Origin of the sequence: Peptococcus simiae (assembly GCF_046097595.1) — a bacterium.
Taxonomy (GTDB): Bacteria; Bacillota; Peptococcia; order Peptococcales; family Peptococcaceae; genus Peptococcus; species Peptococcus simiae.
In genome coordinates this window covers 173,185-188,516 of the sequence record NZ_JBJUVG010000002.1, presented here as the reverse complement: position 1 = coordinate 188,516, position 15,332 = coordinate 173,185, and the positions used below count along the sequence as shown (strand labels likewise).

At 51.0% G+C, this 15,332-nt stretch carries 16 protein-coding genes and 1 tRNA gene; 16 read left to right on the top strand and 1 reads right to left on the bottom strand.

Annotated features, from left to right (window positions below):
- From mtnA to ACKQTC_RS02305, 13 genes are all read left to right on the top strand, one after another.
- A complete protein-coding gene (gene mtnA, locus ACKQTC_RS02365; RefSeq protein WP_408976829.1) occupies nt 1-1,050 on the top strand; it encodes an S-methyl-5-thioribose-1-phosphate isomerase in 1,050 nt (349 codons plus the stop codon).
- The gene (locus tag ACKQTC_RS02360) at nt 1,043-1,612 is read left to right on the top strand and encodes a class II aldolase/adducin family protein (protein ID WP_408976828.1); all 570 of its coding nucleotides are present in this window, start codon (nt 1,043-1,045) and stop codon (nt 1,610-1,612) included. The genes mtnA and ACKQTC_RS02360 overlap by 8 nt, the downstream gene beginning before the upstream one ends.
- Before the next feature lie 59 nt (nt 1,613-1,671).
- Nucleotides 1,672-2,379: a hypothetical protein gene (locus ACKQTC_RS02355; RefSeq protein WP_408976827.1), complete on the top strand. Its 708-nt coding sequence runs from the start codon at nt 1,672-1,674 to the stop codon at nt 2,377-2,379.
- 59 nt (nt 2,380-2,438) lie between these two features.
- A complete protein-coding gene (locus ACKQTC_RS02350) occupies nt 2,439-3,353 on the top strand; it encodes a polyprenyl synthetase family protein (RefSeq protein WP_408976826.1) in 915 nt (304 codons plus the stop codon).
- On the top strand, nt 3,353-3,982 hold the full coding sequence (locus tag ACKQTC_RS02345; RefSeq protein ID WP_408976825.1) for a precorrin-2 dehydrogenase/sirohydrochlorin ferrochelatase family protein: 630 nt from the start codon (nt 3,353-3,355) through the stop codon (nt 3,980-3,982). The genes ACKQTC_RS02350 and ACKQTC_RS02345 overlap by 1 nt, the downstream gene beginning before the upstream one ends.
- Entirely contained in the window at nt 3,967-5,235 is a 1,269-nt protein-coding gene (gene hemA / locus ACKQTC_RS02340; protein WP_408976824.1) for a glutamyl-tRNA reductase, read from the top strand. The genes ACKQTC_RS02345 and hemA overlap by 16 nt, the downstream gene beginning before the upstream one ends.
- Nucleotides 5,236-5,245: 10 nt before the next feature.
- Nucleotides 5,246-6,181: a hydroxymethylbilane synthase gene (gene hemC / locus ACKQTC_RS02335; protein ID WP_408976823.1), complete on the top strand. Its 936-nt coding sequence runs from the start codon at nt 5,246-5,248 to the stop codon at nt 6,179-6,181.
- A gap of 8 nt (nt 6,182-6,189) precedes the next feature.
- Nucleotides 6,190-7,695: a uroporphyrinogen-III C-methyltransferase gene (gene cobA / locus ACKQTC_RS02330; RefSeq protein WP_408976822.1), complete on the top strand. Its 1,506-nt coding sequence runs from the start codon at nt 6,190-6,192 to the stop codon at nt 7,693-7,695.
- Between the two features lie 15 nt (nt 7,696-7,710).
- Complete coding sequence (hemB, locus tag ACKQTC_RS02325) at nt 7,711-8,697, top strand: porphobilinogen synthase (protein WP_408976821.1); 987 nt, start codon at nt 7,711-7,713, stop codon at nt 8,695-8,697.
- A complete protein-coding gene (gene hemL / locus ACKQTC_RS02320) occupies nt 8,694-9,998 on the top strand; it encodes a glutamate-1-semialdehyde 2,1-aminomutase (protein WP_408976820.1) in 1,305 nt (434 codons plus the stop codon). Before hemB ends, hemL begins: the two co-directional genes overlap by 4 nt.
- Nucleotides 9,998-11,326: a tRNA (N6-isopentenyl adenosine(37)-C2)-methylthiotransferase MiaB gene (gene miaB / locus ACKQTC_RS02315; RefSeq protein ID WP_408976819.1), complete on the top strand. Its 1,329-nt coding sequence runs from the start codon at nt 9,998-10,000 to the stop codon at nt 11,324-11,326. The genes hemL and miaB overlap by 1 nt, the downstream gene beginning before the upstream one ends.
- 14 nt (nt 11,327-11,340) lie before the next feature.
- Entirely contained in the window at nt 11,341-11,733 is a 393-nt protein-coding gene (locus ACKQTC_RS02310; RefSeq protein WP_408976818.1) for a YlbF family regulator, read from the top strand.
- Between the two features lie 84 nt (nt 11,734-11,817).
- Complete coding sequence (locus tag ACKQTC_RS02305) at nt 11,818-13,077, top strand: S-layer homology domain-containing protein (RefSeq protein WP_408976817.1); 1,260 nt, start codon at nt 11,818-11,820, stop codon at nt 13,075-13,077.
- Between the two features lie 55 nt (nt 13,078-13,132).
- On the opposite strand, the gene ACKQTC_RS02300 is transcribed toward ACKQTC_RS02305, so the two are convergent.
- A complete protein-coding gene (locus ACKQTC_RS02300; protein WP_408976816.1) occupies nt 13,133-13,846 on the bottom strand; it encodes an NAD-dependent protein deacylase in 714 nt (237 codons plus the stop codon).
- A 93-nt stretch (nt 13,847-13,939) separates the two neighbouring features.
- Here ACKQTC_RS02300 and ACKQTC_RS02295 point away from each other — a divergent pair, with 93 nt between their 5' ends.
- From ACKQTC_RS02295 to ACKQTC_RS02285, 3 genes are all read left to right on the top strand, one after another.
- Complete coding sequence (locus ACKQTC_RS02295) at nt 13,940-14,407, top strand: tRNA (cytidine(34)-2'-O)-methyltransferase (protein ID WP_408976815.1); 468 nt, start codon at nt 13,940-13,942, stop codon at nt 14,405-14,407.
- 4 nt (nt 14,408-14,411) lie between these two features.
- Nucleotides 14,412-15,200 (top strand): alpha/beta fold hydrolase, encoded by a 789-nt coding sequence (locus tag ACKQTC_RS02290; RefSeq protein WP_408976814.1) that lies wholly within the window; start codon nt 14,412-14,414, stop codon nt 15,198-15,200.
- Nucleotides 15,201-15,251: 51 nt separating this feature from the next.
- A tRNA-Pro gene (locus ACKQTC_RS02285) sits at nt 15,252-15,325 on the top strand.
- The last annotated feature ends 7 nt before the right edge of the window (nt 15,326-15,332 follow it).

Genomic DNA, 15,332 nt, shown 5'->3' with positions numbered 1-15,332 from the left:
ATGAATAGCGGTGCCGGATTACCAGCTGTAATCGATTATGACCGTGAAAACAATACCATTACCATCATTGATCAAACGCGGCTGCCCATGGACCTGGTTTTAAAGGACCTCAAGACCATCGATGACGTCTACCTGGCTATTAAAAATCTTGAAGTGCGGGGGGCACCGGCTATTGGCTTAGTCGCTGCCTACGGTTTGGTCTTATACGCCCATACGATTCGGACGGATGACCGTCTATTCTTCTGGGGGCAAATGCGGGGAGCGGCAACCTACCTTAAAAGTGCCCGGCCAACAGCGGTTAACTTATCCCGAGATGTCGATATGGTTATGTCCGCTTTCCAACGGTTAGCCGGAGCGCCAGTCGATAAAATTATTAATGATATTGAATTTTGCACAGGCCTACTGAAAAGTGCGATTAAGGCAGCTGAAGAGGCCATCGGTCGGACCGGCGCCAGCCTGTTGGAAGACGGTGACCTGGTCATGACCCATTGCAATGCCGGGGTCCTTGCCACTGGGGGCGCCAAGGGTACAGCCTTGGCCCCCATTTATCGGGCTAGAGAAGAGGGGAAGACCGTATCTGTGATTGCCTGCGAAACCCGACCGGTCTTGCAGGGGATGCGGTTAACAGCCTTTGAATTGGCCAAGAACCAGGTGCCCGTCAGGCTGATTACCGATAGCATGGCTGGCATTTGCATGAAGACAGAGCCCATTAAGGGTATCTTTGTCGGTGCAGACCGGATCACTGCTAACGGCGATGTCGCCAATAAAATTGGCACTTATAGCCTGGCCGTTTTGGCCCAGGCCCATGGCATTCCCTTTTATGTCTGCGCCCCGACCAGCACCATTGACTTGTCTCTGGAAACTGGCAGCCTAATTCCCATTGAAGAACGGGACCCGGGCGAACTTACCCAGCTCTGGTTTGAAGAAAACATGCAAGTGCCTGACGTGACTTACTACAATCCGGCCTTTGATGTCACCCCTTATGAACTGGTTACAGGGGGAATTATTACGGAACACGGCTTTTGGAAGCCAGGGGCAAGCCATGGTTGATTGGGTAGCTGAAGATGACTTAATCCGGGCCAGCCAGCTTCTAGCCGAAGCCGGCCTAGTTACGGCTACCGATGGCAACCTGAGCAAGCGTACGGACCAGGGCTTGATGATTACTCCCACCGGCCGGGCCAAGGCTCTTTTACGCAGCAAGGACCTCTCTCATTTGGATGCGACTGGTAATATCCTTGAAGGCCCGGTCCCCAGCCGGGAATGGGCCTTTCACCGGGCCATTTATATGGCCAAGCCTGAGGTTTTGGCTATCTGTCATGCCCATCCGGATTTTGTGACCGCCCTGGCCTCCCAAGACCTGGTTCGGCAGGAACGGTTTCTATTTGATGCTGAATTACGTTTTCCTCAATTAGGGTATATTGCTAAGATGACCCCAGGCAGTGATGAGCTTGCTCGGGCCGTTGGCAAGGCCAGCCTATCGGCCAATGCCTTACTTCTGGCCAACCATGGAGCCATCACCTGGGGACAGTCGGCAGTAGAGGCGGTGCAGGAGATGGCTGCCCTTGAACGGTGGGCCAGGACAGTCTTTATTTTACAAAGGGGCGGCAGCTAATTTATTTTTCTACCCTGCTGTGTTACAATTGATTAATAGCGGAAAAGGAGGGGATAGTCATGCTGACAAAACTGAATATGCCGATGATCCAATCATTAGAGAAGGAATTTATTGTAACGGGAAAGTCTATCTTTGCCGAATTTCCAGAGGAATTCACCTGCTTTGAGGTCATGAGTGCCTTGCAGATGCCTAAACTCCTATTTCCGGAAGCCAAAAATCCAGACCGGGCCCTGCGCTTCAGCATTAATAGCGCCATGGTCTTTTTAGCTGTTAAGTTACATATCCTAACCATGGGCTTAACTCATTCTGAGACCGATACAAAACTGGAAATGGCCGTCTTAAATGGCGATTTACTGAGCGCGCGCTTTGCCCAAAGAATGATTTCAGAAAATGAGTTTGACTTACTCAAGGGCTGGTTGGAAAGCCTCCTGCCTTTCTATAATGACCTGACCAATATGAGCCTGGAGAACGTGCCTCAAGACACCCGGATGCTCAGCTATCCGGAGACGCTCCTGGCTTATGAGATTGCTATTGCAGCGGACCATGCCGATGATTTTGGCGAAACCCCTCTAGTGGTTCAAGACCATCTTCCTGACCTGGTCCAAGGGTTGGTTTGTGCTAATTGGACGCCTTTTTTATCGGCAGTTAGCCAAGTGCCCGCTCTGACCCAAGCCACCCAGGACCTCATTCGCCTACAAGAGGCATACCAGAAAGTACCGCTTGTTCAATTTTCTATACCTGCACTGGAGGCCGAACAGACGATATGAAGAATATCCTTCAACATAAATTTTTGAAAAATAGACTTCGTAAGGTAGAAGACTACCTTATGACGTTCTTATCAACTGATCCGGAATTTATCAGTGTCCAGGCCAGAGGAAACTTAGCTGCCGGCGGTAAACGTCTGCGGCCGGCTTTTGTGCTTATGTCTTCAGAGTACTACAATCGTTTTGACGACAACATAATCAAAGTAGCTGCGATGTTAGAATTAATACATATGTCATCCCTTATCCATGATGATATTAATGACAATGCCGATTTAAGGCGGGGACGTCAAACGATTCATGCCAGCTATACCAATGATGTCGCAGCTCATGTCGGGGATTACATCCTGATTAAGGCCCTTAGACATATTTTTGAGGTGCCGGACTTTGACCGTATCCTAGACTTAATTGCAGATACGGCCGTTGAAATGTGCAAGGGTGAAATCGCCCAGTTGCATTCTATGTTTGATGCCGAGCAGACCATTACCGACTACAATTATCGGATCGAGCGTAAGACAGCCCTCCTTATTGCCATCTGCTGTCAGATGGGGGCAGTGATGGCCCATGCAGGCCAAGCGGACGAGGAAGCCTTCTACCAGTATGGCTACCACCTGGGTATGGCCTTCCAGATGAAAGATGACCTCCTGGACCTCCTAAATAGCGATGCTGAGGTGGGCAAACCGACAGGCAAGGACTTGGAAACAGGCCTCATTAACCTGCCTACCATTTTACTTTTAAATAAAGACTTCCCGGAAAAAGACCGGGTAAAAAGCCTCATCAACCAGCGGTTTCCGAACGGAGCAGCGGATATTAACTTCATTGTTGATTTGATTAAACGGGAAAATGCCTTCAAGGAAACAGAAGAAATTATCTTAAATCATATCGCGGAGGCAAAAAAAGTTTTAAATCAACTGGAAACCAAGCCCATCGTGAACTTGATGCGAGACGGGGCCGACTTTATTTATGAAAGGGCCTACTAATGTCCTTTAACTACGTTATCCACTGTGACCTGGCCGGAGCGAACTGCTTGATTGTTGGTGGGGGTAAGGTGGCCCTCAGGAAGGTGCAGACCCTCCTGGAAACCGGGGCCCAGGTCACTGTTGTTGCACCGGATTTTTTACCAGACCTGGCAGGCATCGAGCATGAGCGGTTACACTGCCTACGGCAACCCTTTACGATAGAGGACCTGGCCAACAGGGATCTCGTTTTTGTGGCAACCAATGACCGTGCCCTTAACGAAGAGATTGCTGCTGCCTGCAGAGACCGGCACATTCCTGTTAATGTGGCGGATAGCCGGTCGGAAAGCACTTTTATTGTGCCGGCCCTTCTACAAAAAGAGGACCTGCTGATTTCCATCGCCACCAACGGTAAAAATCCCGGTTATTCCCGGGCCTTAAAAGCCTACTTAAACGATCAGATTGACGATCGTTTTTTAGAGGCCCTGGATATCTGGTGTGCCGTGCGCGATAGGGTAAAAGAGAAGGTTCAGGGCCAGACAGAGCGTGAAAAGATTTTAAGGCGCCTATCCCTTCTCGATTTAATCAAGGCCATGGAGACAGCGCCAAAGGAAGATGTGTATAGAAAGGTGATAGAATGTCTATTATTGTAATAGGCTTAAATCATAAAAGTGCGCCGGTAGAAGTGCGGGAACGGGTTTCTTTGTCACGTCCGCAAATCATCAAGTATAGCCCGGTCGTGCGTGATATTCCGTCCTTGAGTGGGTGCGCCATTTTATCCACTTGTAACAGGACGGAAATTTATTGTAATACAGACAATATTGACCAAGCCATCCAGGACATTATGGACCTGGTGGCTCAGAGAAGTGGTTTTAATATAGAGGAGCTTCGCCAGTACATTTACATATTCCAGGATGAGGAGGCCGTCAAGCACCTCTTTACTGTATCTGCCGGCCTGGATTCCCTTGTCCTTGGTGAGTGTCAAATCCAGGGACAGGTCCAAGATGCCTATGATATCGCCCTCCAGGAACACCTTTCCGATAGCATTATCAATACGCTCTTTATGAATGCCTTAACCGTTGGCAAGCGGGTCCGGACAGAAACCCAGGTGGACCGGCAGGCAGTAAGCATTTCCAGTGCAGCGGTAGAAATGGCCAAGGCCTTTTTTGGGGCCTTAGAAGGGAAGAAGGTTCTGGTGCTTGGCGCTGGTGAAACCAGTGAACTGACCTCCCGGCACCTGGTCAGCAATGGAATTTCAAGTATTATGGTGGCCAACAGGACTTTTGAACGGGCCCAGTGGCTGGCCGAAGAAATTGGCGGCCAGGCCGTCCGCTTAGACCACCTGCAAAGCTTTTTACCCACAGCTGACCTGATTATCAGTTCTACGGCATCGCCTAAATATTTCATCGAGGCAAAGGACCTGGCTCCCCATATCGAGGGAAGACAGGACCCCCTCTTGGTTATTGATATCGCAGTGCCCCGGGATATTGACCCGGCAGTCGGTGATTTGCCGGCGGTTACCCTGTATGATATCGACGACCTGCAGACGGCGGTCAACCGCAATAAGGCTTACCGGGCCAAGGAAGCCATTGCTGCTCGGGACATTGTACAGGAAGAACTGGAAGACTTTCTTTTTTGGTTAGATACCCTCTGGGTCATCCCGACCATCGTTCGTATGCGGGACCAGCTGGAAGAAATTAAGGAAAAAGAAATCCGCAAGGCCCTGAACCGGATTAACCATCCAAGTGACCGCGAAATAAAAATCATTGAGCAAATGGCCAATGGGATTGTCAACCAGTGGCTACATACGCCCATGACCAATATGAAGCGGTTGGCCGGTCGGCGGATTGATGAAATAGACTGTTACATTCAAGCCATTAATGACCTTTGGGATTTGAAATCGTAGGGGGAAGCGTATGATAGCTAAAAATAAATGTCGGGTGGGTACCCGGTCCAGTCAGTTGGCCTTATGGCAAACCCACCATGTCATCGAAGCCTTACAAGCCCATTTTCCGGAAACTGAATTTGAAGTGGTGGAGATGTCTACCAAGGGGGACCGGATCCTAGACCAGGCCCTATCGGCTATTGGTGACAAGGGGCTCTTTACCCGGGACTTAGAAGAAGCCATGCATTCCGGGGCCATTGACTTTGCTGTTCACAGCTTAAAGGATATGCCTTCTGTTTTACCGGATGGGCTGGGCCTGACCGCTATGCTGAAAAGAGAGGACCCAAGAGATGCCCTCTTGGCTAAGAATAATGTCAAGCGGGTCGAAGACCTGCCGGCGAAAGCCATTGTCGGGACCAGCAGTTTAAGACGTAAGGCCCAGCTTTTATCCAAACGCCCGGACCTAGACGTTAGAGACCTGCGCGGCAATGTCCAAACCCGGGTTCGGAAGTTTGAGGAAGGGCCCTTTGACGCTGCGATTCTCGCTGGCGCCGGCCTGCACCGGATGGCCATGGAGGACTATATCTCTGACTACCTGCCCCTTGACCACTTCATCCCAGCTGTCGGCCAGGGGATTGTCGTTGTTGAGTCCCGCTTAGATGATGAGCTGATGCTGGAAATGCTGGCCCAGATCAATGATAAGGAGGCCCAAACCTGCTCTGCAGCAGAACGGGCCTTTATGCGGCGCCTTGAAGGGGGCTGCCAAGTGCCCATAGGGGCCTTAGCCAGCATTGAAGGGGAGGGCCTCTCCTTACGAGGCTTTTTAGGCCGGGTAGATGGTTCAGAGGCCATCATCAAAGAAAAACAGGGCGCAGTGGCTGAAGCGGAAACCCTTGGGCAAGCCCTGGCTGAAGACATGTTGGCCGGGTCTGGACAAGCCATTTTGAATGATATTCGCAAAGGATAGGAGCGATTATGAATAAAGGAATTGTATACCTAGTTGGTGCCGGCCCCGGTGATGTCGGCTTATTGACCCTGAAGGGGCTGAAAGCCATTCAAGAGGCGGATGTCATTGTTTATGACCGTCTGGCGAACCCGCGCTTATTAAGCTTTGCCAAACCGGGCTGTGAAATGATTTATTGTGGTAAGACCCCTGACCATCACACCTTAAAGCAGGAAGAAATCAATGCCCTCCTGGTCGACTTAGCCGGCAAGCATAAAGTCGTCACCCGCTTGAAGGGTGGGGACCCCTTTGTTTTTGGTCGAGGTGGGGAAGAGGGCGAGGCCCTTCACGAGGCCGGCTATCCCTTTGAAGTGGTACCGGGGATTACCTCTGCCATTGCTGTCCCGGCCTATGCCGGGATTCCGGTTACCCACCGCCATCTGACCTCTACCTTTACAGTCATCACCGGCCATGAAGATCCTACCAAGGATGACAGCCAAATCAATTGGCAGCGTCTAGGGGAAGACCCTGGCACTTTGATTTTCCTCATGGGGGTCGGTCGTCTCCAGGGGATTGTCCAACAGCTGATGCGGTACGGCAAGGCGCCGGAAACCCCGGTGGCCTTGACTCGCTGGGGGACCAGACCGGAACAGGCGACCGTTACCGGTAGCCTAGATACCATTGTCGATATCGTTGAAAAAGCTGGCTTTACCTCACCGGCCATCATTATCATTGGCGAAGTGGTGAAGATGCGAGATACCCTGGCCTGGTTTGAGCAAAAGCCTCTCTTCGGCCAGCGGATTCTAGTGACCCGGGCCAGAGAGCAGGCAAGTGCCTTATCTGAACAAATTGAAGCCCTGGGCGGCGAGGCCGTTGAAGCCCCAATGATTCATGTCCAAAAGCCCAAGGATGAGGCGCCTCTGTTGGCAGCCATAGAAGACCTGGCCCGCTACCAGTGGGTTATTTTCACCTCCACCAATGGCGTCCGCTACTTTTTTGAGAACCTTCTGGCCTGTGGGAAAGACGTCCGGGCTCTAGCCAATGCCAAGCTCTGTGCCATTGGGACCAAGACTGCCCAGGCCCTCTTGGACAAGGGCCTGCGGGTAGAAGTGGTGCCGGAAGTCTTCCGGGCTGAAGCCATTGCCGAAGCCTTACAAGGCCGGATTGCCAGCGGCGATGAAGTACTGATTCCCCGGTCCAGCCTGGGCCGGCAAGTCCTTATCGATGAACTGGAAAAAATGGGCGCTACCGTCCATGACGTGGTGACCTATGAAACCGTTGAAGCAGATCTACCGGAAGGCGGCCTCACGAGCCTCCTGGAAGACCGGTGCATCAGTGCGGTGACCTTTACCAGCTCGTCAACGGTCCACAACTTTATGAAGCTCCTAGGCAACCGCTTAGACCTGCTTGAATCCCTTAAATTAGTCTCTATTGGGCCGATCACGACCAGTACCTTAGCCAAATATGACCTGAAGCCTGATGTAGAGGCAGAAGTGTATACGATAGATGGCGTTGTAAATGCCTTAAAGACTTTATAAAAAGGAGTAAGCTCCATGAAATTGACTCATCGCATGCGGCGACTGCGTCGGACCCCCGCCATTCGTCGTATGGTACAAAATGTGTACATTCACCCTGAAGATATGATTTATCCGATTTTCGTGACCGAACTGGCCGACCAACCCCAGGAAGTAAGCTCTATGCCAGGCGTTTACCAGTTCCCCCTGGACCATGTCCTTAGCGAGGTTGACCGCTGCGTCAAGGCCGGTGTCGAAGCCATTATGCTTTTTGGCCTGCCGGCTGAAAAAGACCCCCAGGGGAGCCAGGCCTATGCTGAAGACGGGATTGTCCAGGAGGCCATCCGAAAAATCCGGGCAGCCTATCCGGACCTCATTATCAGCACAGACGTCTGCCTGTGTGAATATACCAGCCATGGCCACTGTGGGATGATTACCGCTGAAGGCCAAGTGCAAAATGATGTTACCCTTGATTTACTGGCTAAAACCGCCGTCAGTCATGCCCGGGCCGGGGCAGATATTCTATCGCCTTCAGATATGATGGATGGCCGGGTTGGCGTTATCCGCCAGGCTCTGGATGACGCCGGCTTCGAGCATGTATCCATTATGGCCCACTGTGCTAAGTTTGCCTCAGCCTTTTACGGCCCCTTTAGAGATGCAGCAGACTCTGCTCCCCAATTCGGTGACCGCAAGAGTTACCAAATGGACCCCGCTTCAGGCACCCGCCAGGCCTTACAGGAAATCGCCCTCGATGTAGATGAGGGAACGGATTTTATCATTATCAAGCCGGCCCTGGCCTACTTGGACCTGGTCAACCAGGCAGCTGAAAATTTCTTACAGCCGATTGTCACTTACAATGTGAGCGGCGAGTATGCCATGGTTAAAGCGGCCGCCCAGCAGGGGTGGATCGATGAGAAAAAGGTCGTTATGGAAATGATGAAGGCCTTTAAACGGGCTGGAGCCGATATTATCATCACCTATCATGCAATTGATGTAGCCACTTGGCTTAAGGAGGGGCAACAATGAGTCTCAGTTTCAAAAAATCACAAGCCGCCTATGAAGAGGCAAAAAAAGTCATCCCAGGTGGGGTCAATAGTCCCGTCCGCGCCTTTAAAGCCGTAGGCAACCATCCGGTTTTTATCCAAAGTGGTCAAGGGGCCCATGTGACCGATATCGACGGCAATGAGCTAATCGATTATATCTGCTCCTGGGGTCCCCTTATTTTCGGGCACAATGATAAGGCTGTTCAAGAGGCTGTCTTATCAGCGGTTCAAAACGGGACCACCTTTGGCATGCCGACTGAAATCGAAACCACCATGGCAGCTAAAATCATCGAACTCATCCCCTCCATCGAGAAAGTCCGGATGGTCTCCTCCGGAACCGAGGCGACCATGAGCGCCTTACGCCTGGCTCGGGGCTATACCGGACGGGAAAAAATCGTTAAGTGCGGGGGCTGCTACCATGGTCATGCCGACCACCTCCTGATCCAGGCCGGGTCTGGGGCCATGACCTTTGGGGTCCCTTCTAGCCCGGGTGTGCCGGAAAATATCGCCAAGGAGACCCTAACGGCTACCTATAATGATATTGCTAGCTTTAAGCAGCTCTTTGAAGCCTATAAGGACCAAATTGCCGCAGTTATTATTGAGCCTATCCCGGGGAACATGGGCCTTATTTTACCTGACCAGGGCTTCTTAGAAGACCTGCGCACCTTAACGGAAGCCAATGGCACCCTGCTTATTTTTGACGAAGTCATCTCCGGCTTCAGAGCCTCTTTAGGCGGGGCCCAAAAACGCTTTAATATTATGCCTGACCTGACCTGCTTAGGGAAGATTATTGGCGGCGGCCTGCCTGTCGGTGCCTTTGGCGGCAAGGCTGAAGTCATGGACCACCTGGCGCCATTTGGCGAAGTCTACCAGGCCGGAACCCTGTCCGGGAACCCCCTGGCCATGACAGCCGGCTACACCACCCTTTGCGAATTACAAAAAAGAGACCCCTACACCCAGCTGGAAGAAAAGGGAAAGCAATTAAAAGAGGGCTTGGAAGAAGCCGCTCAAAAGCACGGTGTGCCTGTCTCCATTAACCATCTGGGTTCCCTACTGACGGTCTTTTTCACCGACCAACCGGTTCATTCCTACGCAGATGCCCAAACCTCCTCAACAGAAGCCTACCGGATTTTCTTTGAAAGCCTTTTAGCAGAAGGCATCCATTTGCCGCCCTCCCAGTTTGAATGCTGGTTTATCTCGACAGCCCACCAGGATAGCGACATCGAAGCCACGCTGAAAGCAGCCGATCACGCCTTTAAGGCCGTTGCTGAGGCCGGTCAATAATGAGTAAGGGATCTTTTTACTTTCAAACTTATGGCTGCCAGATGAATGAGCATGACTCTGAAATTATGGCGGGCCTTTTAGCCGACCAAGGCTATACCCCGACAGACCAACGGGATGAGGCCGACGTGATTATCATCAATACCTGCTGCATCCGGGAGAAGGCAGAGCACAAGGTCTTAAGCCTCTTAGGTGAACTCCGGGGGCAAATTGAAGCCGATCCGAATAAGGTCGTGGCTGTGTGTGGCTGTATGGTTCAGCAGGAAGATATTGTTCCTAAAATTCGCAAGGCCTGTCCCCACGTCAAACTCATTATCGGGACCCATAATTTTCATCGAATAGCTGAATACATTGACCGGATTCGGGAAACCAATGAGACCATTTGTGACATTCCGACTGAAGAGCTACTGATTGAAGAAGCCCTACCAACCATGCGGGAGTACCCCTTCAAGGCCTTTGTCAATATCACCTATGGCTGTAATAATTACTGCACCTACTGCATAGTCCCCTATGTGCGCGGCAAGGAACGGAGCCGGGACATGGTGGATATCTTAAATGAGGTCCGAGCTCTCGTGGCAGATGGGGTCAAGGAAATTACCTTCTTAGGCCAGAATGTTAACTCCTATGGGAATGACTTGGATGATCCGGAGGCCCATTTTCCCGGCCTTTTACGGGCCGCCGACCAAATTGAAGGCTTAGAGCGGATCCGCTTTATGACCTCCCACCCGAAGGACTTGAGCCAGGAATTGATTGATGTCATTGCCGATAGCCGGCATATTTGCCACTATATCCACCTGCCGGTTCAAGCCGGCAGCAGCCGGATACTCCAGCGGATGAATCGCCGGTATACCAAGGATCACTACCTGGCCCTAGTCGAAGCCATCCGCAAGGCCATGCCTGAAGCAGCGCTGACAACGGATATCATCGTGGGCTTTCCGGGCGAAACAGAGGAGGACTTCCAGGAAACCCTGGATTTAGTCGAAAGGGTTGGCTTTGACAATGCCTTTGCCTTTGCCTACTCCCCCCGGGCCGGGACCCCTGCCGAAAAGATGACCAACCAAATTCCCCTGGAAGAAAAGAAGGACCGCCTGGCCCGTCTCAACGACCTGCTCGCTAAATGGTCCTTGAAGAAAAATCAAGCCTATCTCGGGAAAACGGTTAAAGTCTTGGTAGACGGGGTAAGTAAAAGTAACGATCGTGTGCTTAGTGGTAAAACCGATACCGGAAAAATTGTCCTATTTACCGGCAATGAAGAGGCCATCGGCACCCTGGCGGACGTTCAAGTAGAGAGTGCCCAAACCTGGATCCTCAAAGGAAAACGAGTCAAGTAAGCGGAGGTATAACATTGAGTATTTTAGATAAAGCCAAAGAACTAGCGGATGCCATTTCTGAAAGCCCGGAGCTTCGTCGGGTAAAAGAAACGGAACTCCGTATCATGATTAATATGGACGCCCGTGAAATTGTTGAGGAATACCAAGGCATTCAGACGGACGCCATTAGTAAAGGCTTAAACTACGAAGACTTGCCGGAAGAGACCAAACAGCGCCTTCAAGAACTGGAAAAACAAATGAACGACAATGATATTATCAATGAATATCTGTCCGCAAACCAAGAATTAAACCAGATTCTGGAATCTGTTAATATGGTCATTACCAACGCCTTAAACGGTAATGAAAGCGATTGTTCCAGTTGTTCCAGCGCCAGCGGCTGTGGCGGAAATTGCCCATCCGGTCATTAATTGATTATCATGCCGGCAAAAATCATTGGATTTTTGTCGGCTTTTTTACACCTAAAAATAGCTCAAGTGCAAGGGCGTGATGATATGAAATTAAGATGGTCCTGTTTGCCTATTTTTCTCCTTGTCGGTTTTTTTATGCTTCCCCATTCGGCTTGGGCGACAGCTTCTTCCACGGAAGAAGCTGTCTACACCCTTTTGCAACATAATATCGTCAAATTAGAACTCCCGGCCAAAGACCTGGATAGGTCGCTGAATGACCTGGGCATGACCTACGCGACCTTTGACGGCTACAAGCATAGTCTGAAGTACTACTATTACAAGGAAAAGCCCGAAGAATATTACGTCCACGTTATGCTGAACCCCAATGAAGGCGAAACCCGCCAGGCTGTTTTCGACCGCATTCAAAAAATCCGTTCAGAGGCCTTGGCCATGCCGGGGCCGGTCCTCCAGCTGGAATTTGTGAATAATTATTTAATCCAACACACCGCCTACGATGAGGCGGTCTACCAAGACTTCCTCGCTGGCAAAGAGATTGAAGACTTGTCCCCCTGGTCAGCTAAGGGGGCCCTGGTTGATGGCAAGGCTGTCTGTGAAGGCTATGCCGGTGCCTTTATGCTTATCTGTGACCAGCTGGGGATTCCCTGTGTCAAGGTGAATGGCGAACTGAACGGGATTCCCCATACCTGGAATAGTGTCTTTATAGAGTCCATCCAGGATTGGCTGAATGTTGATGTGACAAATAATGATCCGGGAGAGGCCCAGGTGCCGGATAATTTTAAGACCCACTTATTCCTGATAACCGATGACCAACTGAGGCACTATGGATACAAGTGGAGCCCGGAAAAATCCCAGGCCATCAAGGACATCCGCTTTCCTTATATGATTGGCCGGCAGCTGGATTTTCTCCGGAAGGATGGCATTATTGTCGGTCGGGGCGGCGCTAACTTTGCCAGTGCTGCCCCCTTGACCCGAGAAGAATTGGCTGCGATTATTGTCCGCATTGCCGGTAAAGACTGGCATAAGCGGACCAACTTGAGCCCCAGTCCCGATGTGTCTGACTGGGCCCAGGAGAGCGTCCAGCTCTGCCGGCAGAAGGGCTATATGATTGGCTATCCTGACGGCAGCTTTAAGGGGAGTAACCCGGTGAGCAAGCGGGAGTTGGCAACCATTGTCCTGCGGCTCAAACAGGTCTCCGCTAAGAACTATACCTGGGATTCGGCCGAACAGGTTGCCGTATCGGAAGGCCTGCTGAGCAGCGGCCGTACCAGCGGCATCATAACCCCAGTCGCCAGTCGAGCGGATATCTTTGACATGCTCTATCGCCTGCTGGCCCCTAAAGCATAAGCGCAAAAAGTCCCAAAACTGGCTGCTTACCAGTTTTGGGACTTTTATTTTTTGCTTAGTCGCCGCAGAGGGTTTCACCAATGCCTGCATGGATGACCAGGTCAGCCTTGCCATCTCGGGGCGTAGCTTCTTTATTAATCAAGACCAGGGTATCACCCTTGAAGTAGTCTAGGAGGCCGGCAGCCGGGTAGACCACCAGAGAGGTCCCGGCAACAATCATCATATCTGCTGCTTCAATGGCCCGGACCGACTCAATTAAAGTGGTCGAGTCTAAGGATTCTTCATAGAGGACCACATCCGGTTTAATCACCGCATTATCTTTAGGACAGCGGGGGATACCGGAAGTGCCGGCGATAAAATCCAGGTCATAGAAAGTGCCACACTGGGTGCAGTAGTTCCGCAAGACAGATCCATGCAATTCAAAGACTCGTTTACTGCCGGCCATTTGGTGGAGGCCATCAATATTTTGGGTGATAACTGCCTTGAGTTTACCTTGAGCCTCTAATTCAGCCAGCTTCTTATGGGCGCAGCTGGGTCCATTATTGGGGGCTAGAGAAAAAGACCGGTAGAATTCAAAAAATTCCTCTGTGTGCCCTTCGTAAAAAGAGTGGGAGAGCATGGTCTCCGGAGAATACTTAAAGTCCTTTCGGCTGTAGAGTCCATCCGGACTTCTAAAGTCCGGAATGCCGCTTTCTGTCGAGACACCGGCCCCGCCGAAGAAAACGATATTATCATGTGTCTCTATGAGTTTTTTTAGTTCGGGATGCATAGGATCACCCTTTCTCTTGTACGCAGCCCTAGGGATTATGTTACAATAAGCATAGCTTGAAACCAGTCAACAGTCAAAGAAAAGAGTTGGAACGTGTATAATATTGTCTTATTTGAACCGAGAATCCCGCAAAATACCGGTAATATTGCCCGGACCTGTGCCGTTACCGGCACAGCCTTGCACCTCATCAAACCCTACGCCTTTGCCATCACAGAGAAAAACCTGAGACGGGCCGGCTTGACCTATTGGGATATATTGGATATTTATGAATACGAGAACTTTGATGACTTTATCCAGCGGAAGGGGCCGGGCACCGTCCATCTCTTATCTAGTAAAGGGAAGGCTGCCTATACGGAAGCCGCTTTTAAAGACGGCGATTATTTATTTTTCGGCCGAGAGGATACAGGGGTCACCTCTGAGATTCACGAAGCCCTTAAAGCACACGAATGGCGCATCCCCATGCTGGATATCCCAGAAGCCCGCTGCCTAAACATCGCAACATCCGTTGGGATTGCCTTATTCGAAGCCTTGCGCCAAAACAGCTTTTCGTATTTGAGGTGATGATATGTCTTTTCCCCTTAGCCCCCATGTCCAGATTGAAAGCATAGAAATTGCCGGCATTCCCGGCTATCGCTTTAAAGCAGAGGCCTGCCGGAAACCTTATCCCACCCTTATTTTCTACCATGGCTGGCAGTCCAATGCCGACCGGCAACGTTTTCGGGCCGGCGTCCTGGCTGCCTTTGGCTACCAGGTCTTTATTTTCGATGGGCCCATGCACGGTAAGCGTGGCCAGGTTGAAGATACCCCGGAGAATGTATTGCACTATTTTTGGCAGGTCATTGACCAGGAAGTGGCAGAGTTTCCAGTCATATATGAAGAACTGGTGGAAACCTTTGCAGCTGACCCTAACCGCTTGGCCGTTATGGGCCACTCCATGGGGGCCTTTGTCAGCCTGGCCCTCATGACCCAATACCCCTACATCAGCTGTGGGATTGGCTATAATGGCGCCAGCGACTGGTCCTTCATTGCGGAAAACCTGGCCATGAACTACCGAACAACCCCTGAAGCCATCAAGGCCGGCCGGTCCCCCTTAGGTAAAGTGGTCTATCGGCCCAGCCAATACAACCCCCTGCAGGCCGCGAATCAGCTGGTCAACCGGCCCCTTTTCTTGACCAATGGGGCTGAGGACCAAACCATTCCCCTTGCAGGCAACCTTCGACTAGCTGATTATTTACAGGCCCATAACAAAGACGAAGGGCTATTTAAGCACGAAATCTACGAAGGCGTCGGCCATATCGTAACAGATGGAATGTTGGCAGATGGCTTAATTTTTTTAAAAGAACATCTAAAATAAACAAGCCCCTTGACAAGTTTAGGTAAAGATAGTAATATTATTATTGCTTGTCGGGGCGTGGCTCAGCTTGGTAGAGTGCTGCATTGGGGTTGCAGAGGTCGCTGGTTCAAATCCAGTCGCTCCGATACGTTA

What these genes read in the sequence shown, in the direction of transcription:
- mtnA (WP_408976829.1), top strand. Translation starts at nt 1, where the DNA reads ATGAATAGCGGTGCCGGATTACCAGCTGTAATCGATTATGACCGTGAA.
- ACKQTC_RS02360 (WP_408976828.1), top strand. Translation starts at nt 1,043, where the DNA reads ATGGTTGATTGGGTAGCTGAAGATGACTTAATCCGGGCCAGCCAGCTT.
- ACKQTC_RS02355 (WP_408976827.1), top strand. Translation starts at nt 1,672, where the DNA reads ATGCTGACAAAACTGAATATGCCGATGATCCAATCATTAGAGAAGGAA.
- ACKQTC_RS02350 (WP_408976826.1), top strand. Translation starts at nt 2,439, where the DNA reads ATGACGTTCTTATCAACTGATCCGGAATTTATCAGTGTCCAGGCCAGA.
- ACKQTC_RS02345 (WP_408976825.1), top strand. Translation starts at nt 3,353, where the DNA reads ATGTCCTTTAACTACGTTATCCACTGTGACCTGGCCGGAGCGAACTGC.
- hemA (WP_408976824.1), top strand. Translation starts at nt 3,967, where the DNA reads ATGTCTATTATTGTAATAGGCTTAAATCATAAAAGTGCGCCGGTAGAA.
- hemC (WP_408976823.1), top strand. Translation starts at nt 5,246, where the DNA reads ATGATAGCTAAAAATAAATGTCGGGTGGGTACCCGGTCCAGTCAGTTG.
- cobA (WP_408976822.1), top strand. Translation starts at nt 6,190, where the DNA reads ATGAATAAAGGAATTGTATACCTAGTTGGTGCCGGCCCCGGTGATGTC.
- hemB (WP_408976821.1), top strand. Translation starts at nt 7,711, where the DNA reads ATGAAATTGACTCATCGCATGCGGCGACTGCGTCGGACCCCCGCCATT.
- hemL (WP_408976820.1), top strand. Translation starts at nt 8,694, where the DNA reads ATGAGTCTCAGTTTCAAAAAATCACAAGCCGCCTATGAAGAGGCAAAA.
- miaB (WP_408976819.1), top strand. Translation starts at nt 9,998, where the DNA reads ATGAGTAAGGGATCTTTTTACTTTCAAACTTATGGCTGCCAGATGAAT.
- ACKQTC_RS02305 (WP_408976817.1), top strand. Translation starts at nt 11,818, where the DNA reads ATGAAATTAAGATGGTCCTGTTTGCCTATTTTTCTCCTTGTCGGTTTT.
- ACKQTC_RS02300 (WP_408976816.1), bottom strand. Translation starts at nt 13,846, where the DNA reads ATGCATCCCGAACTAAAAAAACTCATAGAGACACATGATAATATCGTT.
- ACKQTC_RS02290 (WP_408976814.1), top strand. Translation starts at nt 14,412, where the DNA reads ATGTCTTTTCCCCTTAGCCCCCATGTCCAGATTGAAAGCATAGAAATT.